This is a genomic window from Maribacter polysiphoniae (assembly GCF_003148665.1).
Lineage (GTDB): Bacteria > Bacteroidota > Bacteroidia > Flavobacteriales > Flavobacteriaceae > Maribacter_A > Maribacter_A polysiphoniae.
In genome coordinates, this window is the sequence record NZ_QGGQ01000006.1 from 26,901 (window position 1) to 48,546 (window position 21,646).

Here is a 21,646-nt window from a genome sequence, read left to right on the forward strand (position 1 = left end):
AAGATAAAAAAAGTACATGTTAAAATCATATATTTTATCAATTGACCAAGGAACTAGCGGAACAAAGGCCGTCATTTTTGATGAATTTGGTGTCGTCGTCATTAAAACCACTGAACCCTTAACATCAAATTATCCTACGCCTAGTTTTGTCGAACAAGACCCTCAAGAAATCTATCAATCGGTTATAAAGGCCGTTAAAAGTTGTATCCGTCAATTTAATGAACAATTTTCTAGCGAGGAAAACAAGATAGTATCCTGCGGCATATCAAATCAAAGGGAAACGTTTGTCTTATGGGATGAAAAAGGAATCCCTCTTCATAACGCTGTGGTTTGGCAATGTAAGCGATCTACTGAAGTTTGCGGACGTTTAAAGGAAAACAACTTAGAATCTACCATAAATGCGAGTACAGGACTAACAATTGACCCTTATTTTTCTGCAACGAAGGTAACCTGGTTTTATGAAAACAACGAGAAAATCAAGCATGCCATTGATACTGGTAACGCATTTTTCGGAACCGTTGATACCTGGATACTTTTCAAACTTACAGGGGGCAAAAGTTATAAAACAGATTATACGAATGCTTCGCGGACCTTATTTTATAACATCTATAATTTGGAATGGGACGAATCACTTTTAAAAGTATTTAAAATTGAAAATATAAATCTACCGGAAGTAACCTTTTCTTCAGACCATTTTGGGGATTCTACTTTTGAAGGTATATTTAATAAACCACTTCCTATAACCGGTATGATAGGAGACTCCCAGGCTGCTTTTTTTGGTGAAGGATGTTTTACCAATGGAATGGCAAAGGCGACATTGGGTACAGGTTCTTCCATTCTATACAATTCAGAAAATATATCCAAAGAGATCAGTAATGGGATGTTAACCACTATTGGATGGAGTATTGACGGACAGGTAAATTATGCCTTAGAAGGTGTTATTGTCAGTTGTGGATCTACTTTAGAGTGGTTAAAAAATCAACTGGGTATTTTTACTTCACATGACCAAATAGAAACTATGGCTACCTCTTTGAATTCCAATGAAGGGGTATACTTAATTCCTTCCTTTAGTGGCATGGGAGCCCCTTATTGGCAAAAGGATTGGAAAGCATCCATACACGGAATTACCTTTGGGACAACCAAAGCACATCTGGTTAGAGCAGCATTGGAATCCATTGCCTTTCAAGTAAAGGATGTTATTCAACATATTGAAACAAAAACAAAAACACCTCTTAAAGAGTTAAAAGTAAATGGAGGTATCACTGAGAATGAATTTTTAATGCAGTTCATAGCCAATTTGTTAAAAACCCCAATTTCCAATATGGGCATTACTGATGTTTCGGCTTGGGGTGCTGCACTAATTTCTGGATTAGGGATTGGACTTTGGAATAGTACCGTTGATTTTTCAAAACCACGGTCGGAAATGATAAAAACATACTTTCCGAATGTTTCTTCAACAGAAGAGCACGAATCGTATGCACATTGGTTGGAACTTATGGAAAACAAAAAGTACTGAATACCATTGGATTGACAGTGCTCAAAAATAATACTGGATTATCAGAATCAGGTAAATGAATACGGATAGGAAATTCTTTTCTGGAATCAGAAGTTTCCCAATTTGAACTTTTAGAATGGGTGATATACTTAATCGGGACTCAGTAAAATATTAAACTATTTTAAGTTTATTCGTCCCCTAAAATGAAAAAAGCCCCACTTTCGTGGAGCTTTTGGCGGTCTGGACGGGACTCGAACCCGCGACCCCCTGCGTGACAGGCAGGTATTCTAACCAACTGAACTACCAGACCGTGGCGTTTAGCGAGTGCAAATATACACTGCTAATTGAATTCCGCAAACAATTTCTTATAAAATATTCAAGAACACTAAAGGAATTTTTGCCGTTCTACCATAAAAGTATTCAACACCTTTGAGAAATCACCCCGTACATCGACCTCAACATACTTGATCTTGTATTGGGCGCATTTCATTTTAAGCGTTTCAAAATACGTCCGTATGGCTTTTTCATAACCGGCTTTTACATTATCGGAAAAAAGGTCTATATGTTCCCCCGTCTCAACATCCAAAAAACGTCTGGGAGAATTCCCAAAATCGAAATGCAATTCCTTGTCCGCATCCAACAAGTGAAACAACACAACCTCGTGTTTATTGTATTTCAGATGGCGTAGGGCCTCGAATATCTTATCATCGTCCATGGTGGTCTGGAACATATCGGTAAACAAGAAAATGAGACTCCTTCTTTTTATTTTTTCCGCTATCAAGTGCAAATAGTTATAGATATCGGTTTGCTTGGCCGGTTTGGTATCCAAACTGATCTCACCGAGTTTCGACAAAAGCATTTGATGATGTCTTTCACTCCCCTTTTCCGACGAATAGAAATTATAGGTGTCCGAGAAAACACTTAAACCTACGGCATCACGTTGTCTTTTAAGCACATTCATTATCGCGGCAATGGCCAAAACCCCAAATCCAATCTTATTGAGATTATGCAATGTGGGGGTTGCGATTTCGGGATAATACATAGAGGCCGAATTGTCCAAGATCATATGGCATCTCAGATTGGTCTCCTCCTCATACCTTTTGGTGTACAGCTTGTCCGTCTTGGCAAAAAGCTTCCAATCGATGTGCTTGGTGCTTTCGCCCCTGTTATATATCTTATGTTCGGCAAATTCCGCAGAGAACCCGTGGAACGGACTCTTATGTATACCACTGATAAACCCTTCGACCACTTGTTGGGCCAAAAGTTCCAAATTCGGGAACAAGCTTGCTTTGTCTAATGCTGACCTAAGATCCATATATTTGAATGAACTACTAAGATAAAACAAAAAGGCCCTGACTGTACCGTCAGGGCCTTTTTACATTAAATAATTTCCTTTTTACAATAGTGCATCGATAGCGTCGGTATAGACTTTTTTCGGAGAGACCCCTACTTGCCTATTCACGATTTCACCATCTTTGAATACCAATACCGTTGGGATATTACGTACCCCATATTTTGCCGCGAACTCTTGGTTTGCATCAACATCAACCTTGCCGATAACTGCTTTGCCTTCATATTCGGTACTTACCTCATCGATGATAGGACCTACCATTCTACAAGGACCACACCAAGCTGCCCAAAAATCCACTACTACTGGTTTATCACTTTTCAAGACTACTTCGTCAAAAGTAGCATCTGTTATTTCTAATGCCATTTCTGTATATTTTAGTATTATGCAAATTTAGTCAATTATTTGACCTTAACCTTACTAACGCAATATACATTTTCCCTATTGTTGTATCAATTAAATCGATGATTAATTTAATTTATAGTGTACCTCTTTCTCTTCCAACTGATGCAACAATTCACTGGTTATCTGAACCTTTTGCTTTCTACTGGATAAATTCACCTTTATTTCCTCCTCCATTTCGTAAACCACAAAATTCAAGGGATGGTTTCCCATATGCGATACCAAGGTATTCTTTAAATCATCGATATTCTCTTCCCGAAGCTCATCGATATTAAGTTTAATGGTCAATTTCCTGGCAAAGGCCTCCATGACATCCTGAAGCAACATAAAATTATTGAACTGCATTCTTGGATCCCCTTTTTTACCTGTCTCACGATTTACCCATCCTTCCCGAACGAATATCTTAATATAGACAAAGGAATTGATCATGAGGAAGTGCCTGAATTTTAAGTACTCCTCCCCGAAAATCCGGAATTCAAAGGAATCGGTATAATCCTCAATCGTGAACATCGCCCATCCTTTCCCGTTCTTTGAAATGCGGTGCTGTACATCGGTGACCACGCCGGCTATTGAGATTTCCCGATTTACGATTTCCCCCAAATTCTGGACATTGGAAACACTTGCATTACAGAAAGCATTGATCTCGGTCCTAAAATCATCCAAGGGATGGCCCGAAATATAGATACCCACCACCTCTTTTTCACGACGTAGTTTTTCCATGGTGCCCCACTCCTCACAAGGGGGTACTTCGGGTTCAGGGATCTGTACCTCACTGGCATCACCAAAGAGACTCACCTGGGAAGAATTTTCATTCTCCTGGAATTTTGATCCATACTTCATGACTTTCTCCAAGAAGGTGACCCCGTCACCATCATGATGAAAATATTGGGCCCTGTGGGTCGTTCCAAAAGAATCGAACCCACCGGCAACGGCCAAACTTTCAAAGGCCTTTTTGTTAGACGCCCGTAGATCGATACGTTTTGCCAAATCGAAAACCGATTTGTAAGGTCCTTCCTTCCTGTTCTCAACAATGGTTTCGACCGCGGCACGGCCAACCCCTTTAACGGCCCCCATTCCAAAACGTACCGCCCCGTCCTTGTTCACGGCAAACTTATAGTAGGATTCATTGACATCGGGACCCAACACATCCAAGCCCATACGCTTACATTCCTCCATAAAGAAGGTCACCTGCTTTATGTCGTTCATGTTATTGGACAGTACCGCTGCCATATATTCCGCAGGATAATGAGCCTTACAATAGGCGGTCTGATATGCTATCCAAGCATAACAGGTAGAGTGGGATTTATTAAATGCATAGGCTGCAAAAGCTTCCCAATCCTTCCAGATTTTTTCCAGTTTATCCACTGGATGCCCTTTTGCGGAAGCCTGTTCAATAAACTTGGGCTTCATTTTATCAAGGACATGCTTTTGTTTTTTACCCATCGCCTTACGCAAAACGTCGGCCTCACCTTTGGTGAAATCCGCCAGCTTCTGGGAAAGGAGCATCACCTGCTCTTGATACACGGTAATTCCGTAGGTTTCCGCCAGATACTCTTCACAGGCATCAAGGTCATAGATGATTTCCTCAGTACCGTGTTTACGGGCAATAAAACTGGGTATGTATTCCATTGGACCGGGACGGTACAAGGCGTTCATAGCAATTAAATCGGCAAAAACGGTGGGTTTTAACGCCCGCATGTGTTTTTGCATCCCTGGGGATTCATATTGGAACACCCCAACGGTTTCCCCACGCTGGAAAAGCTCATAGGTCTTCTCATCATCCAAAGGAAAATTCTCCGGATCTAATTCGATGCCGTGTTTTGCTTTTACAATTTTAACGGTATCCTTGATCAAGGTCAATGTTTTCAACCCCAAGAAATCCATTTTCAACAAGCCCGCACTTTCTACCACCGAGTTATCAAACTGGGTACAGTACATTTCAGAATCCTTCGCCAATGCCACGGGTACGAACTTGGTGATGTCATCAGGTGTGATGATCACCCCACAGGCATGGATACCGGTGTTACGGACAGAGCCCTCCAAAACATACGCTTGGTTCAAGGTCTCGGACTCCAAACCATCACCTTCCGAAATGGCCAACAATTCGTTGATCTTTACAAGCTCCTCGCTGTTGAACTTCGCTTTTAGTGTCTTTTCATCTACCCCTATGATTTTTTTGAGCTTGGACATGTTGGGGATCAACTTGGCCATACGATCCGCATCACCCAAAGGTAAATCCAAGGCACGTGCGGTATCACGAATGGATGATTTTGCCGCCATGGTACCATAGGTAATGATCTGGGCCACCTGATTGGAACCATACTTATCGATCACATAATCCATGACACGACCCCGGCCTTCATCATCAAAATCGATATCGATATCGGGCATGGATACACGATCCGGATTTAGGAAACGCTCAAAAAGCAGATCGTACTTAATGGGATCCAAATTCGTGATCCATAAACAATAAGCAACAACCGAACCCGCTGCGGATCCACGACCGGGACCTACGGACACATCCATTTTACGGGCTGCCCGAATAAAGTCCTCCACAATCAAGAAATAACCGGGATATCCTGTTTTTTCGATTACCTGCAACTCAAAATCGATTCGCTCGGCAATCTCGGGGGTTATCTCACCATATCGTTTTTTCGCCCCTTCATAGGTAATGTGACGAAGATATTTGTTCTCCCCACGTTTACCGCCATCGAGCTTATCCTCTTCAAACTGAAACTCCTCTGGAATATCGAAAGCCGGCAACAACACATCACGGGCAAGGGTGAACACCTCTACCTTATCTATAACCTCCTGAATATTGGTAATCGCATCGGGAATATCCTTAAAAAGGTCCTTCATTTCATCCGAGGACTTAAAGTAATATTCCTGATTGGGCAACCCATATCGATAACCACGACCACGACCTATGGGGGTTGCCTGCTTTTCACCATCCTTTACACAAAGTAAAATATCGTGTGCATGTGCATCCTTTTTTTCCAGATAATAGGTATTGTTGGTACCTATCAGTTTTATATTATGTTTTTTGGCAAATTGGATCAATACTTGGTTCACACGGTCCTCATCCTCTTGACCATGCCGCATAATCTCTATATATAGGTCATCCCCGAAAGTCTCCTTCCACCAAAGGAGGGCCTCTTCTGCCTGTTTTTCCCCTACGTTCAATACCTTACTGGGAACCTCACCGTAAAGGTTACCCGTCAATACGATAATATCCTCCTTGTATTGCTCAATTACCTTTTTATCAATACGGGGAACATAATACTTCCCATCCACAAAGGCAATGGAAGACATTTTTGCCAAATTCAAATATCCCGTTTTGTTTTTGGCCAGCATCACTATTTGATACCCGTTATCCTTTTGGGACTTATTGGTGTGATCCTCACATACCTGAAACTCACAACCTATAATCGGCGTAATCTCCACCTCTGGTTCCGGAAGTTCTTCCAAGGGCTCCTGTCCCTCTTCCAATGTTCCGTTCTTCGTGGCCTCGTAACGCTTTAGATTTTCCTTGTTCTTGTCAACAACCTTTTTATTATGGTTGATGACCCCATTGACAAAATGAAAGGCCCCCATCATATTGGCGTGATCCGTCATCGCCACCGCAGGCATTTTGGCCTTGGCGGTTGCCGAGATCAAGGCAGGGATACTAATGGTTGACTGTAAAATAGAAAACTGCGTATGATTGTGAAGGTGGGCGAAATTCGCCGTTTCCAAGGTCGCTAGATTCTCCTTGATCTCTTCCTTTGAAATTCCACCGGTATCCTTCTCCCAAAGGGCATCGGCAATTTTTTTGGAAGCTTTTTTAAGATTGACGTGCTTTAGCCCAATAAGTGCTATCTCCTTGGGATTGGCCTCTGAGAATTTTTGAAAGTAATCGGGTTGCACATCCAGTTGCTCCTGGGAATAATGCTGTTGACGCACCAATTCCAAAAAACAACGCGTAGTCGCCTCGACATCGGCAGTGGCATTATGGGCCTCCGCAAAAGGCTCCTTAAATAAAAACTCGTGAAGTTCGGTAAGGGTGGGCAGTTTAAATTTCCCCCCACGCCCACCGGGTATCTTACATAGCAAGGCGGTCTGCTCGGTACAGGTATCCAAAACAGGAAGCTCCTGTAATGGGTTTGCCACCCCAAGACGATGGTACTCCGCCCCCATGATATTCACATCAAAGCCTACATTCTGTCCAACGATAAACTTCGTTTTGGACATGGCCACATTGAATTTTTCCAAAACCTCGGACAATGCAATCCCTTTTTGGGCGGCCAATTCCGTGGAGATACCATGGATCTGTTCCGCATCATAAGGTATATTGAAACCATCGGGACGCACCAAATAATCCTGACTCTCAACCAAATTACCCATCCCGTCATGCAATTGCCATGCAATCTGTATACAGCGGGGCCAATTGTCAACATCAGTGATAGGTGCATCCCATCGCTTGGGTAAGCCGGTAGTCTCGGTATCAAAAATCAGGTACATGCAGTGTATTTTAGTAGGAAAAAATAGCCTATAAAATTATACAAAAAGAAGCGTTAGAAAAAATGGTAGTTATCAGGAGTTATCAACGTACCCACCCAAACTATGCAATTAACCAAAAAACCTATTGCACATTTAAAGAATTGAAGTATATTTGCAGCCCTTTTAAGGGGACAAATAAAAAAGAATTAATAACCGAGGGTCGGGCACCCTACAAAATTAATGTGATATGCCAGTTAAAATTAGATTACAGAGACACGGAAAAAAAGGTAAACCTTTTTATTGGATCGTAGCCGCGGACGCCCGTGCAAAAAGAGATGGTAAATTCTTGGAAAAATTAGGAATCTACAATCCAAACACCAACCCAGCAACCATCGAAATCAATGTTGACAATTCGGTACAATGGTTGAACAACGGGGCACAACCCACTGATACAGCAAGAGCCATTCTTTCATATAAAGGTGTTTTATTGAAACACCATTTATTAGGTGGTGTTCGTAAAGGAGCATTGACCGAGGAGCAAGCCGAAGAAAAATTCAAAGCTTGGTTGGCCGAAAAAGAACAATCCGTAGCATCCAAAGTAAGTGGTTTAGATCAGGTAAAAGCAGATGCCAAGGCCAAAGCATTGGCTGCTGAAAAAGAAATAAACGAAAAACGGGCTGCAGATGCTGCCGCTGCCGCATTGCCAGAAACCCCTGAAGGGGAAGAAGCTGAGGCAGAGATAGAAGCCACCGCTGAAGTAGTAGAGGAAACCGCTACTGAAGCACCTGCTGCTGAGGAAGCCGCTCCTGAGGAAACAAAGGAAAAAGAGTAAATAACACAGGAAACGATGGACAAGTCTTCTTGTTTCTACCTAGGTAAAATCGTTTCAAAATATAGTTTCAAAGGGGAGGTACTTGTTAAACTCGATACCGACGAACCTGAGATTTACGAAAATATGGAATCAGTATTTGTTTCACTTGGAAACAATCTGGTTCCATTTTTTATTGACAAATGCCGTCTTCACAAAAGCAGTCTCCTGCGTGTCGACTTTGAGGAGGTCAAAACCGAAAATGATGCCGACCGTATCATGGGTTGCGAACTCTACTTACCCCTTTCCTTTCTTCCCAAATTAAGTGGGGACAAATTCTATTTCCACGAAGTCATCGGATTCAACCTTATCGATAGCGTACATGGTGATATTGGTATCATAGAAAGCATCAACGACACCACCTCACAGGCCTTGTTTGAGGTCAAAAAAGACGAAAAGGAATTATTGATCCCCATCAATGACCAGATTATCACCAAAGTGGATCGGGAGAATAAAACCATCTATGTCACTACCCCTGAGGGCTTGGTAGACCTTTATTTGGGATAACCCAAAATCCCGCAAATGAAAACGGATATCCCCTATTTCAGGGCCTGCCTACAATAGGCCAAACACTTCTGAACTTCCGTTACGGCATCTGAACCTTCGGGAATCGCGTATTCCAACTCAATAGTAGCCGGAAAAGCATACTTGTTATCCCGCATCAATTGAAGTGCCTCAATGATTGGGGTATCCCCTGAACCCCACACCAAATTACCCTTACCATGGGCGACGGTCTGACGGTCTTTGATATGCATACTCTTGATACGCTCATGTTTATCCTTAATGATTTGAAGGGGGTTTTTATTTCCTGCAGCGACATAATGCCCAAAATCCAAGTTCATGGCGTTATATGGTGATTGCCCCAATGCAGTATCCCATAAGGTAGGGGTCTGCTGCTCATGGCCATGGTACCCTACATAAATACCATGTTTTTTGGCCATATTACCCAATCGCAGGGTATGGGCATCATCACTTGGGTGTTCCACAGTAACGTGGCTTGCCCCTAAAACTTTTGCCGTTTTCATACCCCAGGCAATCTCAGCATCCGAATTGCCTTTTTTAAAAGCACTGGGTTTAAAGGCGTAGATGGTTACGCCAGCGTCGTTATACATCTTTCGCAGTTTCGCAAAGGCATCCATAGGTACTTTACCCCTCCAAGCTGCCACTTGCTTATTATAGGAATCCGTTTGAGCCTGTAATTCAGCCATTTCCTTTTCTTGGTCCCTTGTCAACTTCCCTTCCCGTTTTGTCTTCCAAAGACGAGAGAAAGCCTTCCGATCCACAGGGTTTTCCGGTTTACCTGCGAAGGCTTCGGCAGGATCACCCATCAATTCAATGGCACTGACACCACAATCCAAGACATATTTTAAGGTAGCCTCCGCACTTTGATTCCCCATACTTCGAAAAGAGTAGGTGATCACCCCTATCTGTACCCCATTGATCATGGAGTTTGGTTTGTTGTAATACTTCAATATCGAAGGAGCCCCGAAAAGGGACGGACCTATCAAGGTAGAGCCTGCGGCCAACATCAAGCCATTTGTCAAAAATCTTCTTCTACCTGGTTTTTCTTTATGTTTCATGGAATGTAATTATTTCAGAAAATTAACTATTTTCAGGTTCATTAACAAGATTTCTTATGACCTTCCTAAATAATACTATTGACAAAAGCTCCAATGTAAAATATGTTCTGGTCTACTTTTTAGTGGTATTCGGCCTTTCTTGTAAAGAAAAACAAGGGCACTTACCCGAAAAACCAACCCGTCAACCCAATGTTGTCCTCATTTTGACGGATGACCAGGGTTATCAGGATGTGGGCATATTCGGATCTCCCAATATAGAAACCCCACATTTGGACCAAATGGCCTCGGAAGGGGTGAAATTGACCAATTACTACGCAGCCCAAGCCGTGTGTTCCGCTTCGCGTGCCGGCTTATTGACCGGTTGCTACCCCAACCGTATTGGAATCCATAATGCCTTAGGGCCCGATAACACCCATGGCATCAACAGTTCGGAGACCACCATAGCCGAAATGCTTAAGGCCAAGGGTTATAAAACCGCCATTTTCGGAAAATGGCATTTGGGGCATTATCCTGAATTTATGCCGAACCGACATGGTTTTGATGAATATTTCGGTATCCCCTACTCCAATGACATGTGGCCTTTTCATCCGCAACAAGGTCCTATCTTTAATTTCCCTGATTTACCGTTATATGAAAATGAAACGGTTATAGACACCTTGACCGAACAATCACAATTGACCACCCAAATTACCGAACGCAGTGTTGATTTTATCAATAGGAATAAGGAAAATCCTTTTTTCTTGTATGTACCCCATCCGCAGCCCCATGTACCTTTATTCGTTTCAGACAAATTCAAGGGAAAATCGAAAAGAGGGCTGTATGGTGATGTGATCATGGAAATTGATTGGTCTGTTGGGCAAATCCTTGAGGCCCTAAAAAAGAACGGACTTGAAGACAACACCATTGTTATTTTTACCTCGGACAATGGCCCATGGCTGTCCTATGGCAACCATGCGGGAAGTGCCTTGCCATATCGGGAGGGCAAAGGAACAGCCTGGGAAGGTGGGCAACGTGAACCCTTTATTATGAAATACCCGAATAAATTACAGGCAGGAAAAACCGTTGATGTTCCTGTGATGGCGATTGATATGCTCCCGACCCTTGCAGCCCTTACCGATTCCAAACTGCCCGAATTGACCATCGATGGTAAAAATGTTTGGGATGTACTTACCGGACAAACGACAAAAAGTCCACAAAAGGCCTATTTCTTTTATTATCGGGTCAATGAGCTCTTTGGCGTCCGCTACGGAAAATGGAAATTGTATTTTCCACACCGCTATCGCACCATGGAAGGTCAGGAGCCTGGAAAAGATGGACAACCGGGTGAATACCGGATGGTCGACTTGGAAGAAATCGAATTGTACGATGTGGAAAACGACGTCAGTGAGACCCGGAATGTTGCCGATGAGAATCCCGAAATCGTAGCGGAAATAAAATTACTTGCCAATGACATGCGCTTTAGATTGGGTGATTCCCTCTTGGAACTGGAAGGTAGTGAGTCACGGGAACCAGGACGCATTGTACAAAAATAGTTTTGCCATTCCTGTGAAGACGCGAATCCTGTTATAAAATTCCATCGTCTATCATTCCACCGAAGGCAGGAATCAATTAAAAACAAAACCCTAACACCATGTCATTGCTGCGAAGGCAGGAAACCATCATAAACATGCAACCTTTACAACATCAATATTATGTTTACATCCTCACCAACAAAAAGCATGGTACACTTTATATTGGAATGACCAATAACCTGAAAAGAAGAATCTATGAACACAAAAACAAATTGGTTGAGGGCTTCACCCAAAAATACAACTTGGACAAAGTAGTGTTCATGGAAAGTTTTCTATATGTTCAGGATGCTATCCTAAGGGAGAAACGTATGAAAAAATGGAAACGTCAATGGAAAATAAACCTCATCGAGGAGGATAATCCGGAATGGATGGATTTGGCAATCGATTGGTATGACTAAAAGGGATTCCTGCATGCGCAGGAATGACAATCCACACGAACCTGCACAAACCATATAAAATATTACTTATTAGATATCACATCGGTTTATTTACAAAAAAGGATAGGGATGATTAAGAACAAGAAACAAATACAATGTCATTCCCGTGAAGGCCAGACCCCTGTTATAAAGATCCAAAGATCTGTCATTCCTGCGAAGGCAGGAATCACTTAAAAACAAAACCCTAACACCATGTCATTCCTGCGAAGGCAGGAATCAATTAAAAAACAATGAACACATTGTAATGTTCAGAAAAAAAAAGACCCCTACAAAGACAGGAATGACAAAACATCCTATTTTTACCCTGAACAAACAGCAACACCTAATATGACCAAACCCTTCAAGTTCAAACAATTCGAGATACACCAAGACCGCTGTGCCATGAAAATAGGCACCGACGGGGTACTCTTAGGGGCATGGACATCCATCGTAAACCATCCTGGAACTATTTTGGACATCGGTGCGGGAACAGGTTTATTGGCCTTGATGTTGGCGCAAAGAAGTGGGGCCGATACCATCGACGCTTTGGAAATCGATGAGGATGCCTATGAACAGTGTGTAGACAATTTTGAGACCTCACCATGGGGTGACCGTCTTTTTTGTTACCATGCCGGATTGGATGAGTTCTTGGATGATATTGAAGACCAGTATGATTTGATCGTTTCGAATCCGCCATTCTATTCCGAAGAGGTCTCCAGTGGAAACGCTGCAAGGGACACCGCAAGGCAAAACCAATCGCTTCCTTTTGACGAATTGATTGAAGGGGTCTCGAAGTTACTTTTCCCCGATGGTATTTTTTCTACAATCATCCCTTTCAAGGAAGAGGTCCAACTTATAGATCTTGCAGAACAAAAAGGACTTTACCCTCAACATATTACAAGGGTAAAAGGGAATCCCTCGTCAGAAATCAAAAGAAGTCTACTTCAGTTTTCCTTCAACAAAAAAGAGGTATTAAGGGATGAATTGATTATCGAAATGGAAAGACATCAATATACAGATGACTATATAGCCTTGACAAAAGATTTTTATTTAAATATGTAACAATTCGCTTTTGATGTGTTATATTTCTTTAATTATATTTGATTAAAACCCATACCTATGAAGCCCGACTTATTTGAAGCTCCCGATTATTACAATCTAGACGATTTATTTTCAGAAGAACATCTGTTGGTGCGCGATGCGGCCCGTCAATGGGTCAAAAGGGATGTATCGCCCATTATTGAGGAGTATGCCCAAAAAGCGGAGTTTCCCAAACAAATCATAGGCGGCTTGGCCGAAATCGGTGCTTTCGGTCCTTATATTCCCGAGGAATATGGTGGTGCTGGCTTAGACCAGATCAGTTATGGACTCATTATGCAGGAAATTGAACGCGGGGATAGTGGCGTGCGTTCAACGGCATCGGTACAATCATCCCTTGTGATGTACCCTATTTTCAAATATGGCACTGAGGAACAACGCAAAAAATACCTACCCAAATTAGCCTCCGGTGAATTTATGGGCTGTTTTGGACTTACCGAACCCAACCATGGTTCAAATCCGTCGGGTATGGAAACCAAATTCAAGGATATGGGCGACCATTTCTTATTAAATGGGGCCAAACTTTGGATATCGAACGCCCCCTTTGCCGATATAGCCATTGTCTGGGCCAAGAATGAAGAAGGCCGTATCCATGGTCTGATCGTTGAGCGTGGCATGGAAGGCTTTTCCACCCCGGAAACCCACGGTAAATGGTCTTTACGGGCTTCGGCTACCGGGGAATTGATTTTCGATAACGTAAAAGTGCCTAAAGAAAACCTATTACCCGGCAAAAATGGTCTTGGGGCTCCTTTGGGCTGCCTGGATTCTGCCCGATATGGTATAGCTTGGGGTGCCATTGGGGCCGCTATGGATTGTTACGATACGGCATTGAGATATGCCAAGGAACGAATCCAATTCGGGAAACCCATTGCGTCCAAACAACTACAACAGAAAAAATTGGCCGAAATGATTACCGAGATCACCAAAGCCCAATTGTTGGCCTTTCGATTGGGACAGTTAAAAAACGAAGATCGTGCCACTACGGCACAAATCTCCATGGCAAAACGCAACAATGTGGACATGGCGTTACATATAGCCCGCGAAGCAAGACAGGTGTTAGGAGCCATGGGAATTACGGGGGACTATTGCATTATGCGCCATATGATGAACCTCGAGAGTGTCATTACCTATGAAGGCACCCATGACATCCACCTTTTGATCACAGGAGCCGATATTACGGGAATACCCGCCTTTTAGTACAAAGACATCGTTCCTTAGTTTTAGTTATCATCCGTTATTGACGGTCCTTGGTGTTTCCTAAAGCAACGTGTCTTGAGCATTTAAAACAAGATCCAGGGCAAACACCACAACTTTTGAGTACTTCACATCATTTCTTTTCTTCACAGGACCTGGTAGTATACTTTTACCATGTAATAAAAACGAAATAAAATTTTTTCATTTTCATATAGTGTTCTCGTAAAAGAGTCCGGTCTTCATTGATCGGACTCTTTTTAGTTTGGAAAATGTTCAAGAACATTTCCCAAACTAAAAATGCCCCAAGTCAATTCATAATTATGACTTGGGGCATTCTATACGCATTTGGACCTTCTCTAGAATTCCATTTGCAATGTGAAATAAATCCTATAATCTACGCCATTATCCTCTACAACGACATAACCATCGCGGTCACGTAGTGTAAGACCATATTCATCATCGGTCAAAGTCCCTGTAAGAACCGTTGTCGGGTAGAAAAAATAATTCTCGATGACAACCGTTTCTTCCCTACCTGTTACAATACTTTTAATGTTATAATTATCAATATTTTCATTAAAGGTCAAAAGAATCTGTTTCGGTAGGCTTGCATGGTTATTACCATATAATTTGGCATTTGATACCTCTAAGCTAGGATGCTCTGATGGCAGTTGTGTCACCGTTACCGTTAAGCCCGTAGCAACTTCCGAAAACAACTTCACATTACTTGAGAAAAATATCCCATACGAACCGGAAGGCATATAAGAGCGTGAGGACAGATCAATAACGAGGTTTCCGTTAGCATCCACAGTGTCACTATATATATAATAACTGCTTCCTTGCGCATCACTAAGCCTTATACTACTCCTATCACTCAAAATCGATGAATTGGTATACCCAATAATCGGCCCTACCAATAAATTCTCACCCATAATCTTAAAAGTCCCATCCTTTTGCACGGTATAGGTACTTAATGAATTCACCTCTGGCGCTTGAGCCAAAACTACATTGATTTTATTGCCCTCACCATTGGTCAAATCAAAAGTTTCTTCCCCTTCAGCATTACGTATCACTAGTTTGTAATCGGTACCACCTTCGGGCAATATATCCGGAAGATCAGGCATTTCGACCCTAATACCTGTGGTTATAAAATTATTAAAGGTTTGCTTTACTGTCATTTCGTAATAAATGCCATCTTTTAGGAGGAAAAACTCATGATCATCAACAGCATCATCCTTTAAATACACAAAAATGTCTAAATAATGCCCTGGCCAAATGACTGTTTCAATGGGTATCGGGTTTCCATTATTGTACGGGGTCATTACTTCCTTAAAGTTCAATTTTCCGTTGAGTAGCCTAAATCCGTCAGATTCATCGGTATTATCACTTGCTATCGAAACTTCCAATGCGAATCTATTATTTGTATAGGAATCGGGTAGGGTCGCTGTTATTTCCTTGGTCTCTTCATTGATACTCTTGATGTCAAGATCAAAGGATTCCAGTTCACTGAACAAACGTACTTGAATACTATCTTGATAGGGTGTTAGTTCGTTCACTTCGAATGTGATATCACCTCCTAAAGTAACTTCGTCAAATTCATTATAGACAAATCCGTCTATCTTCACTTGTTTCAAAGGCCAGTTCTTTGCCCACACAAAAACCTCGTTCGTCGTTCCATCGGCCCCGGTTACCGTATACTTTACCGGAGAGGAATAATCGCTTATTCCAGCAGGATCAGGTTCAACCGTAGCCCCCTCAGAAACTTCAATCTCCGCTTGTAAATCAGTTATATCGGCATAGGTGAACGTATAATACAGGGTATCTATATCTGCAGGATTTTGGGCGTATATTCCACTACTATAAGAACCGGAAACATCAAACGAAACCCACTTGATCTCCTTTTCGGAATCATATTTGTCCAAAACAGCCATATATTCCTTTTTGGATTCATCCTCGGCGGTCACCGTATATTTAACCGGATTGGTAAAATCAACAGCTTCCCCGGACGCGGGATCAATTTCCGCCTTTTCAGAAAAGGTGATTACAGGTTCCAATGCCGTTAAAACGGTAGTTGCTGGGAATGTGTACAAAACACTGTCATTCCTGATAATGGCCGTATATTCCTCATTGCCAAGTGCAATCTTAAACGATGATATTTCCTTGGCATCGCTTAGTATCTCCTCAGGAATTATCGTAGGATTTGTGGATTCACTTTTGGAACATCCTATGAACAACATCGTCAATAGAACAAGGGTTAGGGGATTTTTGAGCATAATTTGATTCGATTGTTTATTGATTTGGTTAAACGGCAAAAAACCATAATCATTGCCGCTACATGATAATACATCTTCCTTTTTTTTCCTTAAAAGAAAACCCATAGCTATGCCTATTCGGTTTTCCCTATTGAACGAAGATGAATTCCTGTGAAAAGTAATCCTAAATAAGGATGATAATCCTATAAAAAAACATAAAAACAGGTGTTCACCACAAGATTTGCTTGCTACGCATCAATTCTTTTTTCTAAAGGGAATGGTAGGGTACATTTACGATGTAATAAAAACGAAATAAATTTTTTTCATTTTCATATAGTGTTCTCGTAAAAGAGTCCGGTCTTTATTGATCGGACTCTTTTTAGTTGGTGTCGGATTTTTTCAATTTCACCACAATCGATTTACTAATGGGCGTCTTACTCTTATCCGCAAAATGATTGTATGGCACCAGGACATTGGTTTCAGGAAAATAAGCCCCAAGATTCCCTTCGGGAATATTATACGGAACGACCAAAAAATTATGGGCTGTCCTTTGGGTGTTATCGTATAGACTATGAATGTCGACGACTTCCAGTTTTTGCCACCCCTGCCGTTCCATATCCCTTTCATTCATAAACAAGACCCTTCTTTCATTATAAACACCCCTATACCGATCATCCAAACCATAAATCGTGGTATTGAACTGGTCATGTGAACGAATGGTCATCAATAGAAATTCATCTTTTGCAAGTCCATGATCGGGTAACGCGTTCAAGGTTAACTGGGCCTTACCATTCGGTAACATACTAAAATCACGTTCCCGAACATTATTGGGCAAATAATAACCGGACCCCTTTAAATTCCCATGGGTACTATCAAACCCCTTTACCACCTTATCGATATACGCCCTGATCAAATTATAATCCTGGCCCAAGGCCTTCCAATCCATGGGATGTCCATCCTTAAAAAAGGTGTCAGCCATTTCAGCGATAATCTCGGGTTCACTTTTTATGATTTTGGAAGCAGGTTTTAACAACCCCCTCGACTTCCGTACCCTCCCCATGCTATTCTCAATGGTAATATGACGTTGTTTACCGTTCTTAATGTCTTTTTCCGACCGACCGAAAGTAGGTAAGATCAAGGCTGTTTTACCGGTTACCAAATGGGTGCGATTGAGTTTGGTACTGATCTGGACAGTGAGTTCACATTGTTGTAAAGCCTTAGCCGTATATTCGGTATCGCTCGCCGCCATAAGAAAGTTACCCCCCAGACATATGAAAACCTTACCTTCACCATCATGCATGGCCTTCATGGCCCCAACAACATCAACACCCTCCTTATCCGGTGGAACGAAACCAAGGTGTTTTTCGATACGCTTATTTAAACCTTTATTGACATAATGCATGATGCCCACACTGCGATCCCCTTGCACATTACTATGCCCTCGAACCGGACAAGTACCCGCATAGGGTTTTCCTAAAGCACCCTTGAGCAATAATAGGTTAACATATTCCTGAATGGTGGCTACCCCATTTTTATGTTGGGTAAGCCCCATGGCCCAACACACCACGATCTTTGATTTGGATGACAGCAGATGTACGGCTTCATCTATTCTTTCCCCTTCCACGCCCGACAATTCGATGAGCTTTCCAAGATCATACTTTTCAAGATCCTTCATCAGCAATTCATAACCATCTACATATTCTTCAATAAAATCATGGTCAAAAACCAAACCATTGGAGGTGTTCAATTCGGCCAGTTTTTTGATAATGGACTTTACGAGGGGGATATCTTGATTGATCTTCACCTGTAGATGGAGGTCCGTTAGATCTTCGCCCCCACCCATCATGCCTTTTATACTTTGTGGATTCTTGAAGTTGACAAGTCCTGATTCCTCCAACGGATTGATACTGATGATTTTACCCCCATTCTCCTTGCATTTTTCCAAGGCGGAAAGCATACGGGGGTGATTGGTACCGGGATTCTGTCCTGCCACAATGATGACTTCGGCCCCATGAAGATCTTCCAGTTTTACAGAACCTTTACCAATACCCAAAGTTTGTGATAGGGCCACGCCACTACTTTCGTGGCACATATTGGAGCAATCGGGCATATTATTGGTACCAAAAGCCCTTGCGAACATCCCATATAAAAAAGCCGCCTCATTACTTGAACGACCCGAAGTATAAAAAATAGCCTCATTCGGGGAAGTCAATTTATAAAGTTCCGCAGCTATTATTCCATAGGCATCTTGCCATGAAATGGGTTCGTAATGGAGACTTCCTGAACGTAGTACCAAAGGCTCAACAAGTCTTCCGAACCTATTCAATTCATAATCGGTACATTGTGAAAGTTCCTCGACCGAATATCGTTTAAAAAACTCCCTACCAATATGTTCTGTAGTAGCCTCGTCGGCCAAGGCCTTGGCTCCGTTTTCACAGAATTCCCCAATTTTCGAAGGCTTATCCGGATCTGGCCAGGCGCAACTGGGACACTCAAATCCCTCATTTTGGTTCATGTGCGATAGCGCTTTCATAGAGCGCACTACGCCCATTTCCTTAAAGGCATGTGACATGGCAGCCTTAACCCCTGGTATTCCGGCAGCATAATTTGCGGGGGCTGTTAATTTAATATTGGTAAAAGTCTTAGGCCCGAAAAGGGATACTTTCCTATAAAATCCATCATCCATATCCTAAATGTAATCAAACTATGGATAACAAAAAGAATATCAGCATTTACCGGCCTTGGGATTGGGATATTTATCGGTTTGGTCTTCATGGGTATTGTCCAGACAAGCAAAATCTTTCTCCAGTAGCAAAAAAAACGTACCACCATCAACAAGTTGTTCATGGTGATCAAGACCTACCACATTGTTAGTATTCCAATCTTTTGCAAAGCTTTCGGGCACATAAAGTGTAATGGCATTATCATTGAAATCTACCTGCAAATTCCCAATCTGTTTTTGCTTTACAGCATATTTAAAGGTTGTGGATTTAAACTGGGTAGCTTCCTCTATAGCACCTTCTTTGCAGAATTTCTCCACTTCGGTGGGTGTTAACCGAAAACGAACAGAATTTTCTTTGATCCGTATTTTCATCGCTCTAATTATTGGCCTATTCAAATATAAGTAATAAGTACCTTGTAGTAGCTTATTTTACCATCCAATCATGAACAGGGTCCTCCTGCTCAAAATCATTGATCGCAATAGCGCCATCAAGGAAATAAAATGCGGCCCTATACCTTAGCAAGTATTGGAAATACGCTTAATGCCCTTCGTATTCAAACCCATCATAAGTAGCCCGTTCCTTGCTCTTTTTACCATTTCCAGTGGCATATAGTCCGACATACACCCCTGTAAACCACCCTACGACTTCTGAACTCAAAAATTTGGCATCAACGGTTTCCACATCCTTAAAAACACCATTTTCCTGCGCATAGGCAAAAGTAAAAGTGGTCCTATCCCCAGTAATCCTTAATTGAACGGGGCCTGGTTTCAATTCAATGGTTTTCGAGGTATAGGTTGTGGAACCAAATTGAAGCTTGACCACCAAAAGCATTTTTCCATCCTTTCGATGTACCAAAAGATCAAAATGGGAACCATTGTTAAGCAAGATCATCCCCGCTTCCTCGTTTTCCTTTTTAGGGTCAAAATCCATTAATGTGGTGGCCGTAAAATTCAGGTGTTGCAACCTTCGCCCTACAAAAGTTGGAGAGCCTTGATCCCCAATGACCAATTCGGAACCTTTTAGGTGTAAAACGCCTTTTTCAGGATCGAGTTGGTAATTGCTTTCATCAGGAAGCTGAATGTAATTCCATTCGAGTCCTAACTTTGGCGTATCAAAATCGACCTTACCGGATTTTTCGGGAAAAGGTTTCAACGGTAGGGTCGGTGCAGTCATATTTACATTGACCGTTCCATTTCCGTTTACGACCGGCCATCCGTTTTCCGGCCAATCAACGGGTGCCAAACAAGTTTCCCTTCCCAAAATATGATGTACCCCTCCTGACATATCCGCAATATTTCGATAGCCATGAAACACCATCCATCGCGATCCGTCATGGGCTTTGATCATATCGGCATGTCCAACGCCCTGAATCGGGTTGCCTTGTCCCGCCGCATTGGCATGGGCTAGGATGGGATTTGCAGGATTGTCGGTATATGGACCCCAAATACTATGGCTACGGGCAATGGTTTCGGAATGGGCTTCTTCGGTACCCCCTTCGGCCCCCATCAAATAATAGAATCCGTCTTTTTTATACAAATGCGGCCCTTCGGCATATCGACCACCGGTCCCATTCCAGATTTTTCGTCCCTCGGTCAATAATTTCCCTGTGGCCAAATCGATTTCATATAGGATGAATGGGGAGGATATGACATACGCCTTTCCATCCCCATCGAAAAATAGGTCAGGATCTATGCCCGGAATATCGACCCAAATGGGATCGGACCAAGGTCCGGCCGGGTTTGTTGCCGTAACATAGAAATTACCCCCATTGACAACATTTGTGGTAATCATATAAAAAATGCCCTTATGGTGTCGAAGCGTAGCTGCAAAAATATTGATGCCGTTGGGTAATTGCTCCCTCCGATGGATACAGTGGCCCACTTGTTCCCAATGTACCAAATCCCTACTATGGAAAACAGGAACTCCCGGAAAGTATTCAAAAGTACTGGTAACCAAATAATAGTCTTCCCCTACCCTGCAAACGCTCGGATCGGAATAAAATCCCGGAATAATGGGGTTGGTATAGGTTACGGCTGCATTGGGGTCTGGATTGGCAGCAAAAGGATTCGTACGTTTTGGGCCCTGGGAAATCGAATCTTGGGCAACTACTGCAAAATGCATCAGTAGTAGGATCAAATAAATCAGAAATACTCTCATAGGGTTTAGGATTGTCTATTTAGAACATCATAAATGAAAAACACCCTATAAAAATAAGGCGTTTTT

Annotated in this window: 15 protein-coding genes and 1 tRNA gene; 7 read left to right on the top strand and 9 right to left on the bottom strand. The window is 42.2% G+C overall.

The window, feature by feature from the left end:
- Positions 1-16: 16 nt before the first annotated feature.
- Positions 17-1,516 carry an FGGY family carbohydrate kinase gene (locus tag LX92_RS13230; RefSeq protein WP_109651379.1) on the top strand — a complete coding sequence of 500 codons (1,500 nt, stop codon included), beginning with the start codon at positions 17-19 and terminating at the stop codon, positions 1,514-1,516.
- Positions 1,517-1,728: 212 nt separating this feature from the next.
- Here LX92_RS13230 and LX92_RS13235 read toward each other — a convergent pair.
- From LX92_RS13235 to dnaE, 4 genes are all read right to left on the bottom strand, one after another.
- A tRNA-Asp gene (locus LX92_RS13235) sits at positions 1,729-1,805 on the bottom strand.
- 75 nt (positions 1,806-1,880) lie between these two features.
- Positions 1,881-2,810 (bottom strand): DUF58 domain-containing protein, encoded by a 930-nt coding sequence (locus LX92_RS13240; protein WP_109651381.1) that lies wholly within the window; start codon positions 2,808-2,810, stop codon positions 1,881-1,883.
- Between the two features lie 81 nt (positions 2,811-2,891).
- A complete protein-coding gene (trxA, locus tag LX92_RS13245) occupies positions 2,892-3,209 on the bottom strand; it encodes a thioredoxin (RefSeq protein WP_109651383.1) in 318 nt (105 codons plus the stop codon).
- A 102-nt stretch (positions 3,210-3,311) separates the two neighbouring features.
- Positions 3,312-7,745: a DNA polymerase III subunit alpha gene (gene dnaE / locus LX92_RS13250; RefSeq protein WP_109651385.1), complete on the bottom strand. Its 4,434-nt coding sequence runs from the start codon at positions 7,743-7,745 to the stop codon at positions 3,312-3,314.
- Positions 7,746-7,971: 226 nt separating this feature from the next.
- Here dnaE and LX92_RS13255 point away from each other — a divergent pair, with 226 nt between their 5' ends.
- Positions 7,972-8,556, top strand: coding sequence for a 30S ribosomal protein S16 (locus LX92_RS13255; RefSeq protein WP_109651387.1), 585 nt, complete (start codon positions 7,972-7,974; stop codon positions 8,554-8,556).
- A gap of 15 nt (positions 8,557-8,571) precedes the next feature.
- On the top strand, positions 8,572-9,099 hold the full coding sequence (gene rimM, locus LX92_RS13260; protein ID WP_109651389.1) for a ribosome maturation factor RimM: 528 nt from the start codon (positions 8,572-8,574) through the stop codon (positions 9,097-9,099).
- 32 nt (positions 9,100-9,131) lie between these two features.
- Here the strand turns inward: rimM and LX92_RS13265 are convergent, their stop codons facing one another.
- Positions 9,132-10,172 (bottom strand): sugar phosphate isomerase/epimerase family protein, encoded by a 1,041-nt coding sequence (locus tag LX92_RS13265; protein ID WP_109651391.1) that lies wholly within the window; start codon positions 10,170-10,172, stop codon positions 9,132-9,134.
- 56 nt (positions 10,173-10,228) lie between these two features.
- Between LX92_RS13265 and LX92_RS13270 the strand changes: the two genes are divergently transcribed.
- From LX92_RS13270 to LX92_RS13285, 4 genes are all read left to right on the top strand, one after another.
- Positions 10,229-11,704: a sulfatase family protein gene (locus LX92_RS13270; RefSeq protein WP_109651393.1), complete on the top strand. Its 1,476-nt coding sequence runs from the start codon at positions 10,229-10,231 to the stop codon at positions 11,702-11,704.
- Between the two features lie 98 nt (positions 11,705-11,802).
- Entirely contained in the window at positions 11,803-12,141 is a 339-nt protein-coding gene (locus tag LX92_RS13275) for a GIY-YIG nuclease family protein (protein WP_223308369.1), read from the top strand.
- A gap of 366 nt (positions 12,142-12,507) precedes the next feature.
- Complete coding sequence (locus LX92_RS13280; RefSeq protein ID WP_109651395.1) at positions 12,508-13,221, top strand: tRNA1(Val) (adenine(37)-N6)-methyltransferase; 714 nt, start codon at positions 12,508-12,510, stop codon at positions 13,219-13,221.
- A 57-nt stretch (positions 13,222-13,278) separates the two neighbouring features.
- Positions 13,279-14,454: an acyl-CoA dehydrogenase family protein gene (locus LX92_RS13285; protein WP_109651397.1), complete on the top strand. Its 1,176-nt coding sequence runs from the start codon at positions 13,279-13,281 to the stop codon at positions 14,452-14,454.
- A gap of 353 nt (positions 14,455-14,807) precedes the next feature.
- Here the strand turns inward: LX92_RS13285 and LX92_RS13290 are convergent, their stop codons facing one another.
- The 4 genes from LX92_RS13290 to LX92_RS13305 all read right to left on the bottom strand — a co-directional run bounded on the left by LX92_RS13290 (position 14,808) and on the right by LX92_RS13305 (position 21,580).
- Positions 14,808-16,826, bottom strand: a complete 2,019-nt coding sequence (locus tag LX92_RS13290) for a DUF5018 domain-containing protein (RefSeq protein ID WP_109651399.1) — start codon at positions 16,824-16,826, stop codon at positions 14,808-14,810.
- A 253-nt stretch (positions 16,827-17,079) separates the two neighbouring features.
- Complete coding sequence (locus LX92_RS13295; RefSeq protein WP_109651401.1) at positions 17,080-19,386, bottom strand: FdhF/YdeP family oxidoreductase; 2,307 nt, start codon at positions 19,384-19,386, stop codon at positions 17,080-17,082.
- Positions 19,387-19,425: 39 nt separating this feature from the next.
- The gene (locus tag LX92_RS13300) at positions 19,426-19,794 is read right to left on the bottom strand and encodes a DUF7009 family protein (protein ID WP_109651403.1); all 369 of its coding nucleotides are present in this window, start codon (positions 19,792-19,794) and stop codon (positions 19,426-19,428) included.
- Positions 19,795-19,960: 166 nt separating this feature from the next.
- Positions 19,961-21,580 (bottom strand): glycoside hydrolase family 43 protein, encoded by a 1,620-nt coding sequence (locus tag LX92_RS13305; RefSeq protein WP_109651405.1) that lies wholly within the window; start codon positions 21,578-21,580, stop codon positions 19,961-19,963.
- Positions 21,581-21,646 lie beyond the last annotated feature (66 nt).

What these genes read in the sequence shown, in the direction of transcription:
- LX92_RS13240 (WP_109651381.1), bottom strand. Translation starts at nt 2,810, where the DNA reads ATGGATCTTAGGTCAGCATTAGACAAAGCAAGCTTGTTCCCGAATTTG.
- LX92_RS13255 (WP_109651387.1), top strand. Translation starts at nt 7,972, where the DNA reads ATGCCAGTTAAAATTAGATTACAGAGACACGGAAAAAAAGGTAAACCT.
- LX92_RS13300 (WP_109651403.1), bottom strand. Translation starts at nt 19,794, where the DNA reads ATGAAAATACGGATCAAAGAAAATTCTGTTCGTTTTCGGTTAACACCC.
- LX92_RS13280 (WP_109651395.1), top strand. Translation starts at nt 12,508, where the DNA reads ATGACCAAACCCTTCAAGTTCAAACAATTCGAGATACACCAAGACCGC.
- LX92_RS13275 (WP_223308369.1), top strand. Translation starts at nt 11,803, where the DNA reads ATGTCATTGCTGCGAAGGCAGGAAACCATCATAAACATGCAACCTTTA.
- dnaE (WP_109651385.1), bottom strand. Translation starts at nt 7,745, where the DNA reads ATGTACCTGATTTTTGATACCGAGACTACCGGCTTACCCAAGCGATGG.
- LX92_RS13230 (WP_109651379.1), top strand. Translation starts at nt 17, where the DNA reads ATGTTAAAATCATATATTTTATCAATTGACCAAGGAACTAGCGGAACA.
- LX92_RS13295 (WP_109651401.1), bottom strand. Translation starts at nt 19,386, where the DNA reads ATGGATGATGGATTTTATAGGAAAGTATCCCTTTTCGGGCCTAAGACT.
- LX92_RS13270 (WP_109651393.1), top strand. Translation starts at nt 10,229, where the DNA reads ATGACCTTCCTAAATAATACTATTGACAAAAGCTCCAATGTAAAATAT.
- trxA (WP_109651383.1), bottom strand. Translation starts at nt 3,209, where the DNA reads ATGGCATTAGAAATAACAGATGCTACTTTTGACGAAGTAGTCTTGAAA.
- LX92_RS13305 (WP_109651405.1), bottom strand. Translation starts at nt 21,580, where the DNA reads ATGAGAGTATTTCTGATTTATTTGATCCTACTACTGATGCATTTTGCA.
- LX92_RS13285 (WP_109651397.1), top strand. Translation starts at nt 13,279, where the DNA reads ATGAAGCCCGACTTATTTGAAGCTCCCGATTATTACAATCTAGACGAT.
- rimM (WP_109651389.1), top strand. Translation starts at nt 8,572, where the DNA reads ATGGACAAGTCTTCTTGTTTCTACCTAGGTAAAATCGTTTCAAAATAT.
- LX92_RS13265 (WP_109651391.1), bottom strand. Translation starts at nt 10,172, where the DNA reads ATGAAACATAAAGAAAAACCAGGTAGAAGAAGATTTTTGACAAATGGC.
- LX92_RS13290 (WP_109651399.1), bottom strand. Translation starts at nt 16,826, where the DNA reads ATGGGTTTTCTTTTAAGGAAAAAAAAGGAAGATGTATTATCATGTAGC.